General features: G+C 54.7%; 15 protein-coding genes and 1 pseudogene. 3 read left to right on the plus strand and 13 right to left on the minus strand.

Translation table 11 applies throughout. From position 1 onward, the window contains the following. Positions 1–127: 127 nt before the first annotated feature. Together ACHHZ6_RS17635 and ACHHZ6_RS17640 are read left to right on the plus strand one after the other, a co-directional pair. Positions 128–1,123: pseudogene (locus ACHHZ6_RS17635) on the plus strand (porin); the annotation flags it as partial. A 184-nt stretch (positions 1,124–1,307) separates the two neighbouring features. Beyond that, positions 1,308–2,498 carry an amino acid aminotransferase gene (locus tag ACHHZ6_RS17640; RefSeq protein ID WP_182274401.1) on the plus strand — a complete coding sequence of 397 codons (1,191 nt, stop codon included), beginning with the start codon at positions 1,308–1,310 and terminating at the stop codon, positions 2,496–2,498. Between the two features lie 54 nt (positions 2,499–2,552). Here the strand turns inward: ACHHZ6_RS17640 and ACHHZ6_RS17645 are convergent, their stop codons facing one another. From ACHHZ6_RS17645 to cmoM, 7 genes are all read right to left on the minus strand, one after another. Further along, positions 2,553–3,200 (minus strand): MBL fold metallo-hydrolase, encoded by a 648-nt coding sequence (locus ACHHZ6_RS17645; RefSeq protein WP_182274400.1) that lies wholly within the window; start codon positions 3,198–3,200, stop codon positions 2,553–2,555. Between the two features lie 20 nt (positions 3,201–3,220). After that, positions 3,221–3,772 carry a YcbK family protein gene (locus ACHHZ6_RS17650; protein WP_196391077.1) on the minus strand — a complete coding sequence of 184 codons (552 nt, stop codon included), beginning with the start codon at positions 3,770–3,772 and terminating at the stop codon, positions 3,221–3,223. A gap of 176 nt (positions 3,773–3,948) precedes the next feature. After that, positions 3,949–5,772 (minus strand): L,D-transpeptidase, encoded by a 1,824-nt coding sequence (ldtD, locus tag ACHHZ6_RS17655; protein WP_395122797.1) that lies wholly within the window; start codon positions 5,770–5,772, stop codon positions 3,949–3,951. 181 nt (positions 5,773–5,953) lie between these two features. After that, positions 5,954–10,402, minus strand: coding sequence for a chromosome partition protein MukB (gene mukB, locus ACHHZ6_RS17660; RefSeq protein WP_182919719.1), 4,449 nt, complete (start codon positions 10,400–10,402; stop codon positions 5,954–5,956). Continuing rightward, the gene (gene mukE, locus ACHHZ6_RS17665) at positions 10,402–11,106 is read right to left on the minus strand and encodes a chromosome partition protein MukE (protein ID WP_182919718.1); all 705 of its coding nucleotides are present in this window, start codon (positions 11,104–11,106) and stop codon (positions 10,402–10,404) included. Before mukE ends, mukB begins: the two co-directional genes overlap by 1 nt. Next, positions 11,087–12,409: a chromosome partition protein MukF gene (mukF, locus tag ACHHZ6_RS17670; RefSeq protein ID WP_395122798.1), complete on the minus strand. Its 1,323-nt coding sequence runs from the start codon at positions 12,407–12,409 to the stop codon at positions 11,087–11,089. Before mukF ends, mukE begins: the two co-directional genes overlap by 20 nt. Before the next feature lie 3 nt (positions 12,410–12,412). Further along, positions 12,413–13,192, minus strand: a complete 780-nt coding sequence (gene cmoM / locus ACHHZ6_RS17675) for a tRNA uridine 5-oxyacetic acid(34) methyltransferase CmoM (protein WP_182919717.1) — start codon at positions 13,190–13,192, stop codon at positions 12,413–12,415. A gap of 124 nt (positions 13,193–13,316) precedes the next feature. Here cmoM and elyC point away from each other — a divergent pair, with 124 nt between their 5' ends. Continuing rightward, positions 13,317–14,096 carry an envelope biogenesis factor ElyC gene (gene elyC / locus ACHHZ6_RS17680; protein WP_182274393.1) on the plus strand — a complete coding sequence of 260 codons (780 nt, stop codon included), beginning with the start codon at positions 13,317–13,319 and terminating at the stop codon, positions 14,094–14,096. On the opposite strand, the gene ACHHZ6_RS17685 is transcribed toward elyC, so the two are convergent. From ACHHZ6_RS17685 to msbA, 6 genes are all read right to left on the minus strand, one after another. Continuing rightward, entirely contained in the window at positions 14,073–14,966 is an 894-nt protein-coding gene (locus ACHHZ6_RS17685; RefSeq protein ID WP_182274392.1) for a YcbJ family phosphotransferase, read from the minus strand. The two genes, elyC and ACHHZ6_RS17685, sit on opposite strands and share 24 nt — an antisense overlap. 145 nt (positions 14,967–15,111) lie before the next feature. After that, the gene (gene kdsB / locus ACHHZ6_RS17690) at positions 15,112–15,858 is read right to left on the minus strand and encodes a 3-deoxy-manno-octulosonate cytidylyltransferase (RefSeq protein ID WP_182274391.1); all 747 of its coding nucleotides are present in this window, start codon (positions 15,856–15,858) and stop codon (positions 15,112–15,114) included. Beyond that, positions 15,855–16,037, minus strand: coding sequence for a protein YcaR (gene ycaR / locus ACHHZ6_RS17695; RefSeq protein WP_006174474.1), 183 nt, complete (start codon positions 16,035–16,037; stop codon positions 15,855–15,857). Before ycaR ends, kdsB begins: the two co-directional genes overlap by 4 nt. 45 nt (positions 16,038–16,082) lie before the next feature. After that, entirely contained in the window at positions 16,083–17,312 is a 1,230-nt protein-coding gene (locus tag ACHHZ6_RS17700) for a winged helix-turn-helix domain-containing protein (RefSeq protein ID WP_395122799.1), read from the minus strand. A 44-nt stretch (positions 17,313–17,356) separates the two neighbouring features. Then, on the minus strand, positions 17,357–18,334 hold the full coding sequence (lpxK, locus tag ACHHZ6_RS17705; RefSeq protein ID WP_182274389.1) for a tetraacyldisaccharide 4'-kinase: 978 nt from the start codon (positions 18,332–18,334) through the stop codon (positions 17,357–17,359). Next, positions 18,331–20,079 (minus strand): lipid A ABC transporter ATP-binding protein/permease MsbA, encoded by a 1,749-nt coding sequence (gene msbA / locus ACHHZ6_RS17710; RefSeq protein ID WP_182274388.1) that lies wholly within the window; start codon positions 20,077–20,079, stop codon positions 18,331–18,333. The genes lpxK and msbA overlap by 4 nt, the downstream gene beginning before the upstream one ends. Positions 20,080–20,091: the final 12 nt, after the last annotated feature.

The raw sequence follows: 20,091 nt of genomic DNA on the forward strand, positions 1-20,091 counted from the left end.
TTCACACATTACAATGAAAACCACCCGCACAGCGCGCTGGGATATCACTCCCCGAGGGAATATCGGCGGCAGCGGACATCGTTAACTTAAGATACAAAAGCTGTCCGGAGATGGCGGGTCAAGATCACTGGACTTCTACGGTAAAGCTGTAGGCGAACACCAGTGGACAACAAACGGTGCATCGAATAACAACGATACTACCTATGCCCGTATCGGTTTCAAAGGTGAAACCCAGGTTAACGACCAACTGACCGGTTACGGTCAGTGGGAATACAACATGGATGCATCCTCTCAGGAAGGTGCTCAGGGTACCAAAACCCGTCTGGCTTTCGCGGGTCTGAAAGCAGGTGAATACGGTTCATTCGATTATGGCCGTAACTACGGCGTGTTCTATGATGCGCTGGCTTCAACCGATATGCTGGTTATCTGGGGTGGCGATTCTCTGGCCGCAACTGATAACTTCATGACCTCACGTAGCACAGGTCTGGCTACCTACCGTAACTCTAACTTCTTCGGTCTGGTTGATGGTCTGGCACTGGGCCTGCAGTACCAGGGTAAAAACGAAAGCGGCCACACCACTTCTCGCCAGAACGGTGACGGCGGCAGCTACTCTCTGGGTTATGAATTCGCAGACGGCTTCAACGTAACTGCGGCATACACCAACTCAGACCGTTCTACTAAGCAAACTACCGATGGTAAAGGTGAACGTGCTGAAGGTTGGGCAACGTCACTGAAATATGATGCGAACAGCATATACGCATCTGTTATGTATGGTGAATCCCGTAACATGACTCGTGAAAACGATGACGAATTCGCGAACAAAACGCAGAACTTCGAAGCTGTGGTTCAATACCAGTTCGACTTTGGTCTGCGTCCATCCATTGGCTATGTGCAGTCTAAGGGTAAAGACCTGACTGGCCGTACTGCTAACGGTTCTACTTTCGCAGGCGGCGATGCTGATCTGGTTAAATACATCGAAGTGGGTACCTGGTACTACTTCAACAAGAACATGAACGTTTACGCTGCGTACAAGTTCAACTTGCTGAATGAAAATGATTATACCCGTGCAACAGCCCTGTCTACAGACGACCAGGCTGGTGTTGGTATCGTTTACCAGTTCTAATCAGTACACCACTTTGTTATATGCTTAATGAACAGGGCTTCGGCCCTGTTTTTTTATGCCTGATAGTAAAAAATGGCGACTTTTGAAAAGCCGCACGCTTTTCGTCGCAAACGGTTGGCATTTTGTAAATCTACCGTTAACCTGATAGCGGATTTCACTTCTGTCATCACAATGGAACTTCGTCATGTTTGAGAACATTACCGCCGCTCCTGCCGACCCTATTCTGGGCCTGGCCGATCTGTTTCGTGCCGACGACCGCCCTGGCAAAATCAACCTGGGTATTGGTGTATATAAAGATGAAACCGGCAAAACTCCGGTACTGACCAGCGTTAAAAAAGCTGAGCAGTATTTGCTGGAAAATGAAACCACCAAAAACTACCTCGGTATTGATGGTATCCCTGAATTTGGTCGTTGCACTCAGGAACTGCTGTTCGGTAAAGGCAGCGCAATTGTGAGCAGCAAACGCGCTCGCACAGCACAAACCCCTGGCGGTACCGGTGCACTGCGCGTTGCGGCGGATTTCCTTGCGAAAAACACCGCGGTTAAGCGTGTGTGGGTAAGCAACCCGAGCTGGCCGAACCACAAGAGCGTCTTTAACTCTGCAGGTCTGGAAGTGCGCGAATATGCCTATTACGATGCGGCAAACCACGCTCTGGACTTCGATGGCCTGCTGGCAAGCCTGAGCGAAGCCCAGGCGGGTGACGTGGTACTGTTCCACGGTTGCTGCCATAACCCAACCGGTATCGATCCGACGCTGGCGCAATGGACTCAACTGGCTAAACTGTCCGTTGAAAAAGGCTGGCTGCCACTGTTCGACTTCGCATACCAGGGCTTTGCTCGTGGTCTGGAAGAAGATGCAGAAGGTCTGCGCGCGTTCGCGGCCGTGCATCAGGAGCTGATTGTTGCGAGCTCTTATTCCAAGAACTTTGGCCTGTACAATGAGCGCGTAGGTGCCTGTACGCTGGTCGCCGCTGACGAGCAGACCGTTGACCGTGCGTTCAGCCAGATGAAGTCTGTGATCCGCGCCAACTACTCTAACCCACCAGCACACGGTGCATCTGTCGTTGCGACGATCCTGAGCAATGACGCGCTGCGCGCTATCTGGGAACAAGAGCTGAACGATATGCGTCAACGCATTCAGCGTATGCGCTTGTTGTTCGTGAACACCCTGGCAGAGAAAGGGGCTGACCGTGACTTCAGCTTCATCATCAAACAGAACGGCATGTTCTCTTTCAGCGGCCTGACAAAAGAACAGGTTCTGCGTCTGCGTGAAGAGTTTGGTGTGTATGCTGTGGCCTCTGGTCGTGTGAACGTTGCAGGCATGACGCCGGACAATATGGCTCCCCTGTGCGAAGCGATTGTCGCAGTGCTGTAATTTGCACCCACAAAAAAGCCTGCATCATGCAGGCTTTTTTTATCTCATTCAGATTTACCAGACAGGCATTTCATCCTGAAGGAACGGGTTATGTAATCGTTCATAACCCAGCGTCGACATCGGGCCATGCCCAGAGATAAACGTCACGTCGTCACCCAGCGGCAATAACTTCTGTTTAATCGACTGAATCAACTGCCCGTGATCGCCGCGCGGGAAATCACTGCGTCCTACCCCACCTTTGAAAATCACATCGCCGGAAATCAGCAGACGAGACTGGTCATCAAAGAAGACGATATGGCCTGGCGTGTGCCCAGGACAATGCAACACCTGTAAAGTCACATTCCCTACGTTAATGCGATCTCCTTCGTTCAGCCAACGATCGGGCGTCAACGGCAGACACTCATCAAGACCAAACATGCGGCTTTGGGCGGGTAAACCCTGCAGCCAGAACTCATCTTCTTTTTCCGGGCCAATCACCGGCACACCATAGTGCTGCGCCAGCTCTGCCGCTGCGCCAACGTGGTCGAGATGACCATGCGTCAGCAAAATCTGCATCAGCGTTACACCACTGGCGGCGACTTCCTGCTTGATTTTCTCAGCGTCACCGCCGGGATCGACAAGCGCGGCCAGTTTGGTTTGCTCGCACCAGATTAATGAACAATTCTGGGAGAACGCGGTAACCGGAATAATACGATAGTTCATACTGCTCCTGTGTTTCGTTATTACCAGTGCCGAACTGGACCGGTATCAATATGCACAAAGTTGCTGCCAGGGTAATATCCTACACCACCTGCGCGCATAGATAACGCAGCTTTGCGAATATTGGCTAACGAAACGCCTTCAATATGGAAGTCCATTGCCTGTCCCTTCGTGTGATAGCTTTTTTTCGCTACCCCGCGACTGTGGGCGCGCAGTTCGTTATTGGTATCAATGGAACGATAGCCAGAAACGAGCTGTACCGGCTTGCTGGTACCCAGCAGGCCCTGAAGGCGGAACAACTGATCAAATAATCCTGGGTCGATGGCTTTTATTTTATTCGCGCGGAAATCACGGAAAAAATGGTTTAGTCTTGCTAATTCATCCTGAATATAGCCTCTGCCATCGAAGAACTCCGCTTTTAGCGACTCACCGGTATGAAGATTGTTGAGCGTTAAAATACGCGGACGAGGTGTCGAGAGGGTGGCAAATGCTGGCGTCGGCAAGATGGCCGCTGCGCCAAGCGCAACACCACCTAACGCCAGCAGTTTGCGGCGATTAGCGTCAAATTTGTCCATGATAATCAGGTCTACAGGTCAATGTTTATCGTATATATGCTTAGCGCACGAAGGGCACCTTAACTGGCAAAGGCCACTACGTCAAGGCACCCAACCCCAGCAAATACGCGGCCTCCAGCCATATTGCCGCGTATTCGCCATAACTTACGACACCCCATTTTCCCGAACTACTTCATTTACCTGATTAATTGTTCAGCTTTTGACAAAATTTGTGCGCCCGATCGCGCAGTGAGATCATAATTGTAAATATCTGTACGATACTGGGTACGTCCATCTTCGCCAACAAATGCCGTCAGGTAGTAAAGATTGACGGGAATGTTGTGTCGAATATTGACGTAACGTGTATCTCCTTGTTTCAAGGCATCGGAGATACGCGTATCGTTCCAGCCCGCATCCTGCAACAGCATATTCGCCAGTTCCGACGCTTTATTCACGCGCACGCAACCGGAGCTAAGTGCTCGCGTATCTTTCTGGAACAAATTGTGGTTCGGCGTATCGTGCAGATAAATCGCTTCTGAGCTCGGCATGTTGAATTTATAGCGTCCCAGCGAATTGCGCGCGCCAGGAGCCTGCTGGAAACGGAACGGTAGATTAGATGCCGTAATGGTCGACCAGTCTACCATCGAAGGATCAATCGCCTCTTTGCTGTTCCAGCCTCGCATCACCGTGTACCCATGACGTTCCAGATACCCCGGGTCGTTCCAGACCTTAGGCAGAATGTCTTTACGCGCCAGCGTTGGTGGCACGTTCCACGGAGGGTTAACCACCACGTTATTCAGCGCGCTGCTCATCAACGGCGTTTTGCGGTCAGGACGCCCGACAATCACCCGCGAGGCCAGCACTTCGCTACCGTTCTGGTAATAAACCAGGGAGTAAGCGGGAATATTGACCATGATGCCTGTAGATAACGTACCCGGCAGCAAACGCAAACGCTGGATATTCAGCGCCAGCACCCCGGCTCGCTGTGCAGGAGAGACATTCAGCCAGTCACGCGTTGACTGACCGATCACACCGTCATCCCCTAATCCCTGAGCGGCCTGGAACTGCTTAACCGCCGCCACCAGTTCGCGGTCGTAAGCCGCCGGTTTATCGCTAAGCGCTACCGTTTTCGTCTCTTTCACCGCTGCGGAGGGGCTGACAACAACGCCTTGCGGGTCATCGCCAGGCAGCGCAATTTTTGGCCCGCCGTTCAGAATGCCTGAACGGCGAAGGATCTCGCGCAGTGCCGGAACATCGCTGCTCCACTGCCCCGGACGAAGCGATCCCGTTCCCCGTAACTGCGGCCACGGCCGGGAATCAGCCACCAGCGCAAGTAACGATTGATGCATCGTTGCATATTGTGGATGTGCCGGGGCAAGGCTGGCGATAAAACGCGGCAGCTCGCCATTGTCCAGCGCCAGTTGCCACTGGTTAATGACCGACAGCGCAGGCGTCGCCAGTTTGTACGGTTTGTCACTGTATAACCAGCGGTTGCCATTCACCGGGATCCCCGCCACAAACTGGAGGTAGCCCATCATGGCATCGGAGAGCACAACATCCCGCGCCAGGCCCGTCACGGCAGGGTCGGTCAGGCGTTCAACCCAGGTGGTAAACTGTGGCTGAAAACCGGCAATCGCCACTTCTGCCAGCTGTTGCTGGAAGGCTCGTACCGCCTCGCGATTTTCCCACATCGGTTTCATATCGCGCGCGGCATAAAGCAGCGTGAGCTGGTTAATATAAGCAGGCGTGTAGCCGGATGGCAGCCCGGACTGGAGCTGCTGACGAAGAGATTCTGTGTCGATACCTTCAGGTAGCGGCTTAATACCGGCCATAATGGCCGTCGCGGGCGACTGATCCAGCGGCTGCGACAACGACGTTGGCTGTGCGCCTATCGTCGCAGAACTGTCAGTCGGTACCATTTCAGGCTCGTCGGCCTGTGCGGTGAACAGTGGAGCAAACGTCACTGCCAGGCACAAACTCAGCGCTGACAACTGACGACCACGAATTTTCTTTAGCAACATCCCTTGCCCCCTGTTTTCTCACGACATGCCCATCACATTGGGGCTTTTCTTCATTATAGGTAGGCCAAAAACGGGTTGCCTTACCTTATGTAAAGAAGTTTAAAGATAAGGTAGCCGTAAGCACAAGTTAAGTGTACAAAAAAAAGCGGCGCTTATGCGCCGCTCATTGTAACAAAACGCCTCAGGAAGCGTCCGCCGTTCCCGGCAACGACTCCGGTGGTTGCGGTGCAAAACCACGCAACCCGACAACGTGTACATGTTCACTGTTCTGGAACACTTTACGCACCAGCTTATAGGTAGTGCCTTTTTCCGGGCTGATATTTTCTGGCGCGGCAATAATGAGCTGCATATCCAGACGATCGCACAGCTCAAACAGCGTCGCGATGGAGCGGGCGTCAAGACGCGCGGCTTCGTCAAGGAACAGCAGACGGCATGGGGAGATATCTTTACCACGCAGACGACGCGCTTCATCTTCCCAGCTCTGTACCACCATCACCAGAATCGACATACCTGTACCGATAGCTTCACCGGTAGACAGCGCACCGGACTCCGCACGCAGCCAACCGTCAGAACCACGGTTAACCTCAACTTCCATTTCCAGATAGTTGCGGTAATCCAGCAGCTCTTCGCCGATGGTTTGCGGCGTACGTTGCCCCATATCAATCTGCGGATTCAGGCGTTGATACAGTTTCGCCAGCGCCTCGGAGAAGGTCAGACGGTTGCTGTTGAACAGATCCTGATGCTGTTCATGCTGCTCAGACAACACATCCAGCAGCGTTGCATGCGCTTCGCGTACGTTCACGTTCAGACGCACGCTGTTTACCTGGCCAAACGACACGCTCTGCAGTCCCTGGTTCAGCTGGCGGATACGGTTCTGCTCGCGCTGAATGGTTTTGCGAATGATGTTCGCCACGCTGCGGGAGCTGATAGCCAGTTTCTGCTCGCGGGAGGTCAGCTCTTCCGTCAGGCGGCCCAGTTCTATTTCCATCTGTTCAATGGCTTCAACCGGATCGTCGGTACGGATGATGTCCTGACGAATACGTTCACGCAGATGCTGATAAACGGCAACGAAGAACTGAATTTTACGCTCAGGACGTTTCGGATCTTCTGACATGCGCAACACGTCACGCAGGTGTTCGTTGTCCGCCACCGCCAGACGCAGCGCACCCAATGCCTTATCCGACATGGAGCGCAGTTCATCCGCAGAGAGATACGCCAGCTCGCGACGGTGCAGACGACGTTCAACGTTATTGTCTTTCACCATGCGCATCACGGCGCACCAGCCCGCCTTCGCGGACACGACCTGCTCGCGCATTTCGTGATAATCGCGCTCCAGCTTGCGCAGGCGACGGGTCAGGTTATCCATTTCCGCTTCACAGAAGGTCAGCGCTTTTTCCAGCTGGTTGCGGCGCGCACGGTTATTGCTGAGCTGGCTGTGCAGTTCATCACGACGAATACGCGCTCGCTCTTCTGCACCGCTGTCGGCACGCACGCCGATATCCTGCAGCTCTTTTTGCAGATCGTTTAACAGCTCTTTCTTGGTGTCATAAGAACTTTTCAGTGAGGCCAGGACCTGGTTGTACTGACTCAACTGAGCCGCGTGGCTACGCATCGCTTCACGGGCACGGGTACGTTCCGCCTCTGCCTGCTCAAGGCGCTGGCGCAGCTTTTCATTCAGATCGCTGTTGCCGCTCAGCATTTCCGCCGAATCGGAGTAACCGAAGTGAGCACGACGCTGCACGACTTCCGTCAGGGCAAACGCCTGCTGACGCGCTTCGCGCTGCACCTGCTGAGACCAGGCATAATCTTCTTTTAACTGTTCAAACTGCTCCGGATCGCTTTGAAGAACGGAGACAACCGGCTCCAGTTTTGCCAGTTGATTGCCGTGCTGCTGCACGAAACGCGCCGCTTCCTGGGCTTCGTCCAGGCGTTCCTGGATTTCATCCACGCGATCGGCCAGCGTTTCGTCCGCCAGCAGGTTCAGACGCGGCAGAATGCGGTTAAGAGCGGCTACGCCCTCTTTCGCCTGTTCGAACTGAACACGGCTCTGTTGGTTGTCATTTTCATGGTTGGCAATCGCACGCTCCAGCTCACCCCGGCGGGTGTTGAGCTTGCGAATTTCCGCTTCAGGATCAGCGTCAAAGGCCACGGCCAGATGGCTGCCAATAAAGCGGCTGAAGGCCTGGTGCAGACGCTGGGTTTTCTGTACGTCAAACGACAGCGTCGCAAAACGTTCAGACAACGTTTCACGCTCGGCATGCAGGCTTTCAATGCGGCTTTCACGCGCAGCGCGGCCAAACAGGGGAAGTTCAGGGAAGCGTGAGTAACGCCACTGACGGTCAGCGATTTTCACCACGACCGCTTTTTCCAGCTCGTCAACGCTAAAGACGCTGTCATCGAATGACTGCGGATCTCCTTCGATCAGATAGAGATCTTCCGGGCAATCTTCCAGCCCGGCAAGCTGCTCAGAAATCAGCGACAGATCAGGAACCACAATCGCATTACGCGACGGGCCATACAGCGCAGAGAAGTACGGCGCATCATCCAGACCCACGTCGTCATAAATTTCGGACAGCAGTACGCCGCCAAAACGTTCCGCCAGGGTATTCAGGCGTGCATCTTCTGCGCCACCCGGCTGGCTTAAGCGTTCAATCTCTTCGTCGACGTCACGTTTACGTGCGCCGACTTCGTCACGCTCAACAATCGCTTCACGCTCTCGCTCCAGCAACTGCTGCAGATATTCGGTCACTTCCTGGCTGGATGCAAACTCAGCACCGCACTGCTCGCTGAGCTGGTTCAGGCTACTTTGGGCGGCAAGCCAGACTGGCGCACGCTGCAACAGCGTTTGCGAGCGGGACTGCAGCTGCTCCATCTCCTGGCGCAACGTCATTCGCTGTTCGCTGGCGCTGGAGACGGTGTCAGAAAGTGCCGCAATGCGCGCTTCCAGCTCCTGATGCAGCGCCTCGAGATCGTCGATGTTGTAGTGTTTACCCTGGCGCTTGCAGAATTCCGCCAGCAGACGCTCGGCTTCCTGCTGCTCGCGCAGGCGCTGTTCCAGCTCGTTCAGACGCATACGCAGCGGCTGAACCTGCTCGGCCAGATGGCGCTGGTTAACACCGTCGCGCAGCAGTTCACGGGCAACGTCCCACGCTTCGTTACGCGCCAGCGGGCCGTTAATCGATGCCACCAGTTGGTAAGCTTGCTCAAACTGACTGTGCGCCGTTTGTGCCACGCTCATTTTCTGATCGAGCGACAACAGTTTCTCGGTGGCTTCCTGTTCTTTCGCCTGGAAGGTATCCAGCCATTCGTCGGCGCTGTCCGGCGTTAAATCCGGCAGATGGCACAGCTCTTTCGCACGCTGTAGCGCCTGCAATGCCTGGGTGTACTGAATCGCGCGGGTCTGCTGCACGTCCAGCGCCTGCTGGTAATCTGCAAGCTGGCTTTTCAGCTCATCCACTTCCAGCTCAGCGGCTTCGGCGCGGGCTTCGTTCTCTTCCTGCATATCGGCGGCTTCGGCCACCACTTCATTTTGCTCTTCGAGACGAATTTGCAGCTCATCGAGATCTGCTTCGTAGCGCTCGATTTTTTCCTGCTGGCGCAGTGCGGTTTGCACCAGGTTCAGATGATCGCTGGCGGCCTGGTAATCCGCTTCCAGATCGCCCTCGGCACCGTTGTGCTCACCCAGCTCACGCGCCATTTCGACATGCTTATACTGCTCGGCCACCAGCTGTTTGCGCGAGGTAAACAGTTCACGGCGGTACTCTAAGGCCTTATCGAGATGAACCCGGCGCTCATTGGCGTGACGCATATAGTCCGCCGCCACATAGTTGGTGGCTTCGCTGATCAGGTGTTTAAACAGGTCGCGGTCGGACTGGGTAACGCGGATGGCTTCCAGCGTCATGCGGTTTTCACGCAGCGCGGCTTCCATGTCCTGGAACGCCTTACGCACGCCGCTGTTTTCCGGCAACAGGTAGTCACGCAGGGAACGGGTAATGGCGCTGGAGATACCGCCATACAGGGAGGCTTCAATCAGACGGTAGTATTTACTACGGTCAGAGGCGGTACGCAGACGACGAGCCACAATCCCCAGATCGAACATCAGGGAGTGATAGTCGGTGATCGAGTTAAACTGCTTAAACTGTACACCTTCAATGGTTTCGAGCTTGTCTTTCAGCTCCTGCAGCGTCAGCACGCGCGCCTGACGTTCGTTCAGGGTTTCAGTCAGCAGTGCCGTTGGCTGCATGGACGTTGGCAGCCCCTGGATCGCGAACGGTTTGATATCCACTTTACGGTCGCGACCTGCAACCTGTTGCAGACGCACGCCCACGACCACGCGCTGATGACGGGAGTTGATCACGTCCAGCACCGAATAACAAACGCCCGCTTTCAGCTTACCGTGCAGACCTTTATCGCGGGAGCCGCTTGTCGCCCCCGCTTCGGTGGTGTTACGGAAGTGCAGCAGCGTCAGATCGGGGATCAGCGCCGTAACAAATGCCGCCATTGTGGTGGATTTACCCGCACCGTTACCGCCGGAGAGCGTCGTCACCAGCTCATCCAGATCGAAGGTTCGGGCAAAGAAGCCGTTCCAGTTAATCAGCGTTAGTGAGCGAAATTTACCGCGTTCAATCATTACTCTTCCTCCCCGCTATCCGGCTGATTGTCTTCATGCTCATCATTGAGCTGCAAATGGTTTTCCACCGGCATCGCTTCCCCGTCGCGGATCATGCGCAGCTGCGCTTCACGCGCGTCGTCGCCCGCACGGACATCGGCACCGAAGCGGAAGACAGATTCCGTAATACGAAATTTGCTGCTGTCGTGACCCATAAACCAGACCATACCCAGACGGCGCAGACGGTTCAGAGAAGAGCGAACTTTTTCCTGTAGCTTCTGACGGTCAAGATCCGAGCCCGTTGAACGGTTGTTCACCAGCTTGAGCAACTTGTTCTCATCAGCCAGTGTTAACAGCTCATCGTAAAGCTCCTGCTGGGTGAAAATACCTTCATTCGCCAGACGCTCCGGGCTGAGATAGAGGTAGCACAAGATTTTGCCAACCATCATATCCAGTTCGGAGAGCACAGAACGCGGGATAAGCGTCGTGGAGCGTGGGCGCAGGTAGAAAAACCCTTCCGGCGCGCGGATAAGCTCAACGTTATAGCGTGCGTAAAACTCTTCCAGGTACTCCTGGAAGTCCATCAAAAAGGCGTGATTATCCAGCTCGTCAAGGCCAATGTGACGACCGGCACGCAGCTGGCTGTCCAGCGCCGGAAATAACGGATTCGCCAGCGCCTGTGCCAGCTTAAGTGGCATCACTTGTTCAATATTTGTCAATGACATGCGCCTGTACCTTGGCTCCGTAATCGTTAATCGGCTGCCACTTCGGCGGCAGTCCGGTGAAATCTGCTTGTGCGACCCCCAGGCGTACCGCCTGGTCTACAACAATGCGGGCAATGTCGAAGTGGCGCGCACGAGGATATTGCGCCAGATAGTCGCGCACCACGAGCCCAAGATCCAGAGGCACTTGTCTGGTTTTATAGACAGCGAGCTGTTCTTCGATCATGGCCGCAAGTTGCTCGCGAATTTCGTTAAATTCTTCGAATTCCAGATCCGGTGGCAGTTCACCGGTAACCTCTTCATCGCGCAGCGCCATCTCTTCGTCACGCATATCGAGCAGACGATCGGCATTGGCGTAGGTGAGCGCCCACGGTGCATCGAAATAGTTTTGTACCGACTGACGCAGACGCTGAGCAAAGACGCGATTTTTATCCATATCAATCGCGGTACGGATAAATTTGTGCACGTGGCGGTCATAGCCGATCCACAAGTCGATCGACTGCTGACCCCAGCTAATAATGCGATCGAGTTTGCTCTGCAAATCGAAGACCAGACGGTCGATAAAATGCAGGTCATCGTGCGCCAGAGTCGCATCCTGAATGCGCAGCAGGTTAGCCTGAAGCTTATCTCCCGCCGCCTCCAGCGTATCCTGCAGTTCTCGCAGCGTGCCGGAGGTTTCTGACAGTAACAGTTCACAGCTGGAAATGGCCGCACGCCAGTCTTTATTCAGCAGCTGCGCGATATCGTCTTTCACCTGTTGTTGCTGTTCGTCCATCAGACGCTGGGTCAGATCGATGCTGTCGAAGATCTCCGCCACCGAGTATTTCAGCGGCGCATAAACATTGCGGTGCCAGTGGAATTCATCACCGTTTTCATCCGCTGCATCGGCGGCACGCTTAAGTTCGCCCGCAACAATAGAGAGCTGCATGGACAGGCGCAGCGTGGAAAACTCGCGCTGGCGGATGTAGTAATCGGTAATGCCGATACCCAGTGGCGTCAGACGATAGATGGCGTTTCCTTCCGCCTGCTCGCTGGTAAAGCGGTTCAGCAGACGTTGACGCACCATATCGTTGATTGCGTTATTGGCACGCACGCTAATGGTTTCGCTGGTTTGCTCAAACGCATCACTGACATGGCGGAACGCGTCCACCAGTTCACCCTCGCTCATTTCGCCATCCAGCCGTTCGCCGTTCAGCGTGGCAACCGCCAGCAGGAAAGAGAGTCTGTCTACCGGCAGCGAGATGGAGAAATCGTTTTTCCTGGCCCAGGCAACCAGTTCGGGGACTGTCTGGGAAAATTCACTCATAGGTTATCCTTGCATCTGCGGCTTGTGCGCGGTGACGTGAATATAGCGGCCAAGGCTGACAAAAGGCTCCTGACGGCAATACCGCGTTTCTAATTCTGTTAAGGTGTCAAAACAGTCACGCTGTTTGTGTTTTTCACGCAGATAATCATGAAACACCCTGACGCCCGTCTTCCCGGTCACCTGCCAGCCAATCTCTTCCAGCCAGCCATAGACCTGCTGGGGATCGCGCGGGTAGTCCGGGGAAAGCGTGCGCTTTTTCTTTTTTGGCATCCCGACCTGAACATAATCGAAGTTACCCGCGACCATGTTGTGCATCAGGAAGCCGTTAGCATTGTAGAACATCAGCGACAACGTGCCGCCCGGGCGCAACATCGACCAGAGCGTCTGTAACACGCTTTGTGGATCGGCAACCCATTCCAGCACAGCATGAAACAATATCAGATCAACCTGGGTTTCCAAATGCTGTGCAATGTCCTGAGCGGCGCATTGTATAAAATGCATGTTGTCGCTCACACCTTTCTCTGCCGCCGCACGCGTCGCCCGCGCGACCATCTCGGCAGAAAGATCGCAAAGCGTGACGTGATGACCGCGCTGCGCCATTTTTATGGCCGTCTGCCCTTCACCGCCTCCGGCGTCCAGCACACGCAACGTTTGACCACCGAATGTAGCCAGGATGTTGTCCAGATCCTGCCAGAGGATCGTCTGACGTAGCTGCCCTTTCGTGGTGCCATAAATGTTGCGCGAAAATTTTTCCGCGATGTCATCAAAATTGCGATCCCGCATTGGGAGAGTTCCACTCGCTAACTGCAAAACCGCTATTTTGTCACACCCGAGCGGAGAATGAACCTCTCTGGTGTAATATCACTGACAATCGCCTGCTATATGGTTAAAAAAGGAACCAAAAAGGATGCTTTTTACCCTGAAGAAATACATTGGAGGGATGATGCTCCCCCTTCCACTGCTCCTGCTCCTCATCGCGCTGGGGCTGGGGCTGGTGTGGTTCAGTCGCTTTCAGAAAAGTGGCAAAATACTCATTACGCTGGGCTGGCTGGCGCTGTTGTTGCTGAGCCTGCAACCGGTCGCGGATGGCTTATTACGCCCGGTCGAAAATAAGTACCCGACATGGCAGGGAAATCAGAAAGTGGAGTACATTGTGGTGCTGGGCGGCGGGTACACCTGGGATCCGAACTGGGCACCCAGCTCAAACCTGATCGGCAATAGCCTGCCCCGGCTGAACGAAGGCATTCGCCTGTGGCTGGCCAATCCAGGATCAAAAATGATCTTCACCGGCGCGGCAGCAAAAACGAACCCCGTCAGTACGGCTGAAGCGGGTGCAAGAGTGGCTGAATCACTCGGGGTTCCGCGTGCCTCTATCATCACGCTGGATAGCCCAAAAGATACCGAAGAAGAAGCCGCAGCCGTGAAACAGGCGATCGGCGATGTCCCGTTTTTACTGGTAACGTCTGCCTCACACCTGCCAAGGGCAATGATTTTCTTTGAAAAACTTGGGCTTCATCCACTCCCCGCCCCTGCTAACCAGATGGCCATCGACGCACCGCTCAACCCGTGGGAACGGGCGATACCGTCCCCGATGTGGTTGATGCATAGCGATCGCGTCGGCTACGAGACGCTCGGACGCCTCTGGCAGTGGCTCAAAGGCACGTCAGGCGAGCCAGGGCAGGAGTGATTTTTTCGCAAGATCGAAGTTGGCGCGATTGAAACGGCCGGTATTCACCAGTTGCGCCACTTCATCCCAGAGCAGGTAGAGCCAGCGCCGCCAGAGGAACGCTTCCGCGACGGGCGCGCGCTGTAAATAATGCCACAGCAACCCCTCTGCTGACCCGCTGTCGCTCAACCGGAACAACTCATATTCACGCGGTGCCCAGAGCATAACCCCTGGCCCCAGCATTGCCAGCAGTTGGTCACTGCGGGAGTCTTTCAGCATGCTGCGCAGGGTAAAATTACCGTGTATCAGTACGCAGTTGTCGTTAAATCCGTCGAACAACGCCGGTAAACATTCGCGGGTACGAAACAGAATACGTTTGTCCTGCATCGTTAAACCGGTGTTGCTGAACTGATTGAGCGTCCCCCACAGCACTTCGACCCGCTGGCGATACCACAGCGGCCACAGGTTTTCCTGGGTGCTGTCGACTGGGCCAACCAGCCCACGACTGTCCTGCCGGTGCCAGGCGAGTAGTGCTTCAACAATCTGGTCTTTCAGCTGTTCCCAACGTTCTGGCGTACGCGCCGGAGCCTCAACGGACACCCCGCGTAAACGCTCAATCAACAGAACATCCGGACCGGGGTGTTCCTCATGCGTCATCACGCCGTAAACTGTCGGCATGCGGACTGTCCCTTCCCGTGCCAGCATCGAAATTTTCCAGGCGAGTTGTCTGGCGACACCCGGCGAGGTAAAACTTCGGGCCATCAGTGGCATCGGGTTTCCCTGACTGTCATACAACGACCAGAGTGCGGTATCTGCCTTTTCATTGACACACTCAACCCGGCTTAATTTCTCACCAAGTAAATGGCTAAGTTCGGCACGCAACTGTTCCATATGAGATTACCCCCATTAAGACTACTGCTTTTATAATGAGCGTGCAGACGGCAGATGTCACCCGGAAGAGATCAATTATGGATAAGAAAGGGGAAAAATAGCCAGGCGGGAGAACATCCCCCCAAAAGGAGGGATGCAGGCGTTATTAACGCAATTCTGCGCGAACACGCTCGAGATCGTCAGGGGTATCAACGCCCGTGCCAGGAACTTCCTGCGCCACTGCGACGTGGATTTTTTCGCCATACCAGAGCACGCGAAGCTGCTCCAGCATTTCGATATGTTCCAGCGGGCTGGGTGCCCAGGTAACATAACGACGAATAAAGCCTGCGCGATAACCGTAGATCCCAAGATGACGCAGGAACGTGTCGCCAATCGTTTCTTTGGACACGGCAAAGCGATCGCGATCCCACGGAATGGTGGCGCGGGAGAAATAGAGCGCATAACCCTCTGCGTCCATCACCACCTTCACGGCATTCGGGTTAAATGCTTCTTCCGCGTGATGAACAGGTACCGCGAGCGTAGCCATACCGACCTGACGCTGCGCCAGGTTTTCCGCCACCTGACGGATAATGACCGCCGGGATCATCGGCTCGTCGCCCTGCACGTTCACGATGACCGTATCATCGCTGAAACCGCATTTTTCGACCACTTCAGCCAGACGCTCAGTACCGGACTGGTGATCGGCGCGGGTCATGCATACTTCTCCGCCAGCCGCTTCAACCGCACGCGCGACGTCCGGGTGATCGGTTGCCACAATAACGCGGTCAGCACCGGATTCACGGGCACGCTCAAGCACATGCACAATCATCGGCTTACCGTTGATATCCACCAGCGGTTTACCCGGCAGGCGCGTTGACGCATAACGTGCCGGAATAATGACGACAAAACTCATGGTTTGCTCTCTTCTGCCACCAGGGAACGGGCTTCATTTTCCAGCAGGACCGGAATACCGTCACGCAGCGGGAAGGCCAGACTGTCCAGCTTGCAAATCAGCTCTTGTTTATCCTGGCTGTAGTAAAGTTTGCCGTTGCACACCGGGCAGGCAATAATTTCAAGTAAACGGTGATCCATAGTTCCTCCGTATGGGTAATCACTAAAGCTTAACACATTCCCTTTTCAGGGAGTGCCTGTTTCCCAGCCACTTCGACAGGTTGTAAATAACCCGTCTGGAACACGACCCAGCGTCACGTTGCTCGCCCCCTGCCAGAGCGCAAAGTCGCTAATGGCGGACGTTAACCCTTTTTCCAGGGCTGCCGTCACTTTTACCCCGTCTTCAAGATAGAGCGCGATAATTTCAAGCGTGCCGGTTTTACGGTGCATTTTGGCATCCATACGCCCCACCAGTTGCCCTTTATGCAGCAGAGGTAAAACGAAGTAACCGTACTGACGTTTTGGTGCGGGGGTGTAGCACTCCAGCCGGTAGCTGAAATCAAACAGCTGTTCGGCGCGTTTTCTGTCCCATACAACCGGATCGAAAGGCGACAACACCGCGCTGTGGGTAGCCTGAAGTTTTCCTTCCTGAGCCTGCGGCAACAGCGGAAGTAGATCCGTATGCAGCCACATATCACCCAGCGTTTCCACAGAAACGGGAACCACACACTGCTCGCGTTGCCACTTCTCGAGCAACGGCTTCAGCGCAGGCTGGCGAAGGCGATAGTAATCCGCCAGCCATTGTGGCCGGAAAATCCCCAGACTACGGGCGCTGTTTTCCAGCATGAGAGCTTCGGCAGTATCCTGGGTGAGCAGATCGCGTCGATCATCCCAGTGTGGCATTACACGGTGTGTCAGGTCATACACGCGCTGAAAATTACGTCGCTCAACCACCATCACTTTGCCTGATGTAAATAACCCTTCAAGATGACGTTTGTGCGGCTTCCACTCCCACCAGCCGCTCGCACCTTTTCGTGGATGTTCAAAATCAGCGGAGCGTACCGGGCCGTTTTCCTGAATATGCGCGATAAGCTGCTCAATTTCAGCCGCGTGCTCGTGCATCCATTCCTGGCGGTATTTCCAGCCCATCTTGTCCGGGGAGAGCATACGATGGCGAACCAGCGCAAAATCGCTACGCGGCAGGAAGCAGGCCTCGTGCGCCCAGTATTCCATGAGGTCGCCCTGGCTAAGCGCATTGTCCAGCCACTGTGGCTGATAATGTCCCAGACGACTAAACAGCACCAGATAAGGGCTACGCGCCACAATATTAATGGTGTCTATTTGCAGCAATGACATGCGTTGCACGGTAGAGAGGATATCGGCGGGTTGCGCACGGCGACGGGGCTTTTTAAGCAGCCCCTGCGCGGCAAGGTGAAGATTACGTGCAGCTGAAAGCGAGAGTTGCGGTAAAGACATGCGTTTTCCTGTCAGTCAAAGCGCCACCAGAACCGTGTAGGCTGTTAATGCACTAACGCAATCAGTTCCTTAAGCAATTGTTCCGGCTGCTCACCGCTGAGTTCAGCGTCAACCGGCAGATACCACCAGTTTTCTTTCGCAAAGGCGCGGCATTTCACCGCATCTTTTTCTGTCATGATCAGCGTCTGTCCGGGTACCGTCAGCGCATCCACCTGCTCTGCCACCAGCGCCTGATGGTCGGCCAGCGGCACACATTTATCCAGACGAGCACCGCACTGTTCCAGCGTCGAAAAGAAACGTGGTGGATGACCAATACCCGCCATCGCCACCAGCGCAGGCAATTGGGCGACGGCCTGGCGTTCTCCGGTCAACAGGTTCACCGCCATTCCCGGGTGAAGATGCATCGGGATTTCACCCGACTTTGCAACGCCTCCGTTAACAATCACCGCATCAACGGAGCGCAGACGCGAAGCGCGTTCACGCATTGGCCCGGCGGGCAGCCACCAGCCGTTACCGAAACGGCGAACCCCGTCGATCACCACAATCTCTTTATCACGCGCCAGGGCGTAATGCTGCAGGCCATCGTCAGTGATAATTATTTGTACTTCATGTTCAGCAAGAAGCGCCTGAACAGCGTCGCTGCGCAGCGGAGAGACCGCCACCGGCGCGCCGGTACGTTGGTAAATCAATACCGGTTCATCCCCCGCTTCGGCGGTGGTTGTTTCCTCCGCCAGCAGCAGTGGGTATCGCGCCGCTTTACCACCATACCCACGCGAGACAACACCCGGGCGGATACCGCGTTTTTGCAATTGTTCGACGAGCCAGATCACCACCGGCGTTTTACCGTTGCCGCCGGCCGTAAGATTACCCACAACCACAACCGGAACCGGTGCGCGCCAGGCACGCTTGATCCCCAGACGGTAAAGCTGACGAATGATGCCGCTCACCAGGCCGTACAGCCACGAGAGCGGCAAAAGCAGCAGCCACAGCGGGGATTCACCGGACCAGATGCGTGCAATCATTGGCCGAACTGCATCTTGTGAAGCTGGGCGTAAACGCCACGGTGTTCCAGCAAATCAGCATGGCTTCCGCGTTCGACAATCACGCCATCTTCAACCACGACGATTTCATCAGCCTGTTCGATCGTCGACAAACGGTGCGCAATCACCAGCGAGGTACGGTTCTTTTGCAGTTCATCCAGCGCCGACTGAATGGCACGTTCAGATTCCGTATCCAGTGCAGAGGTCGCTTCGTCCAGAATCAGGATTGGGCTATCACGCAGCAGAGCACGGGCAATGGCGATACGCTGACGCTGGCCGCCGGAGAGCAGTACACCGTTCTCACCAATGATCGTATCCAGGCCGTTATCCATCTTATTGATAAAGTCCATCGCATACGCCATGCGAGCGGCATTCTCAATCTGTTCGCGGCTGTACTCTTCGGTACGCGCATAGGCGATGTTGTTCGCGACCGTATCGTTGAACAGATGCACGTTCTGAGATACCAACGCAACCTGGTTACGCAGCGACTGCAGGGTGTACTCCCGCAGGTCGTGACCATCTAACAGGATCTCACCTTCGTTAATGTCGTAGAAACGGGTGATCAGGCTGGCAATGGTGGATTTACCTGAGCCGGAACGCCCCACCAGGGCAACGGTTTTACCCGCCGGAATGGTCAGGTTGATATTACGCAAGGCGGGTGTTTCGCGGCCAGGATAGCTGAAGGTCACATTACAGAACTCAACATCCCCACGGGCACGCTCAATCACACGTTTACCTTCGTCTTTCTCCTGTTCGGAATCCAGAATGCTGAACAGGGTCTGACAAGCTGCCATCCCACGCTGGAACTGGGCGTTAACGTTAGTCAGCGACTTAAGCGGACGCATCAGCGCAATCATGGATGAGAAGACAACGGTGATAGTCCCCGCCGTCAGGGTCTCCATGACGCTCGGGAAGCTCGCCGCATACAGAACAAACGCCAGAGCCAGAGAAGCAATCAGCTGAATCACCGGGTCAGAGATGGAAGAGGCCGAAACCATTTTCATCCCCTGCAGACGCATTTTGTTGCTGACCTTATCAAAGCGGTGGGTTTCGACTTCCTGGCCGCCGAAAATCAACACTTCTTTATGCCCTTTCAGCATCTGTTCAGCGCTGGTGGTCACCTGCCCCATTGTGTTCTGCATATTCTTACTGATGTTGCGAAAACGCTTCGAGACAACGCGAATAGCAATAGAAACAACCGGTGCCAGCACGATAAGGATGATTGACAGCTGCCAGCTGTAATAGAACATCATCGCGAACAAACCGATAATTGATGCCCCTTCACGCACAACGGTAATCAGCGCACTGGAGGACGATGAGGCCACCTGCTCTGAGTCATACGTGATACGAGACAGCAATGTCCCGGTCGATTGCTTATCAAAGAAAGAGACCGGCATGCCCATCATGTGACTGAACAGACGACGGCGCATGGTCATAACCACTTTTCCTGATACCCAGGAGATACAGTAACTGGAAATATAGCTGGTGATACCGCGTAAGATCATCAGTCCGATAACCACCAGAGGCATCCATAGCAACACTGAGCGATCCGTTTTACCAAAACCGTCGTCCAGTAACGGTTTAAGAAGCGATAGCATAAAAGTATCGCTGGCTGCGTTGAGGATTAACGCTACACCCGCCACGATCAAGCCTGGTTTAAAAGGTGCAATCATCGGCCAGAGTCGGCGGAATGTTTGCCACGTGGAGAGATCTTTGTCGTTATGCATTCAAAAAACCAG

Source organism: Enterobacter cloacae complex sp. 2024EL-00214, assembly GCF_043945575.1.
Taxonomy (GTDB): Bacteria; Pseudomonadota; Gammaproteobacteria; order Enterobacterales; family Enterobacteriaceae; genus Enterobacter; species Enterobacter cloacae_P.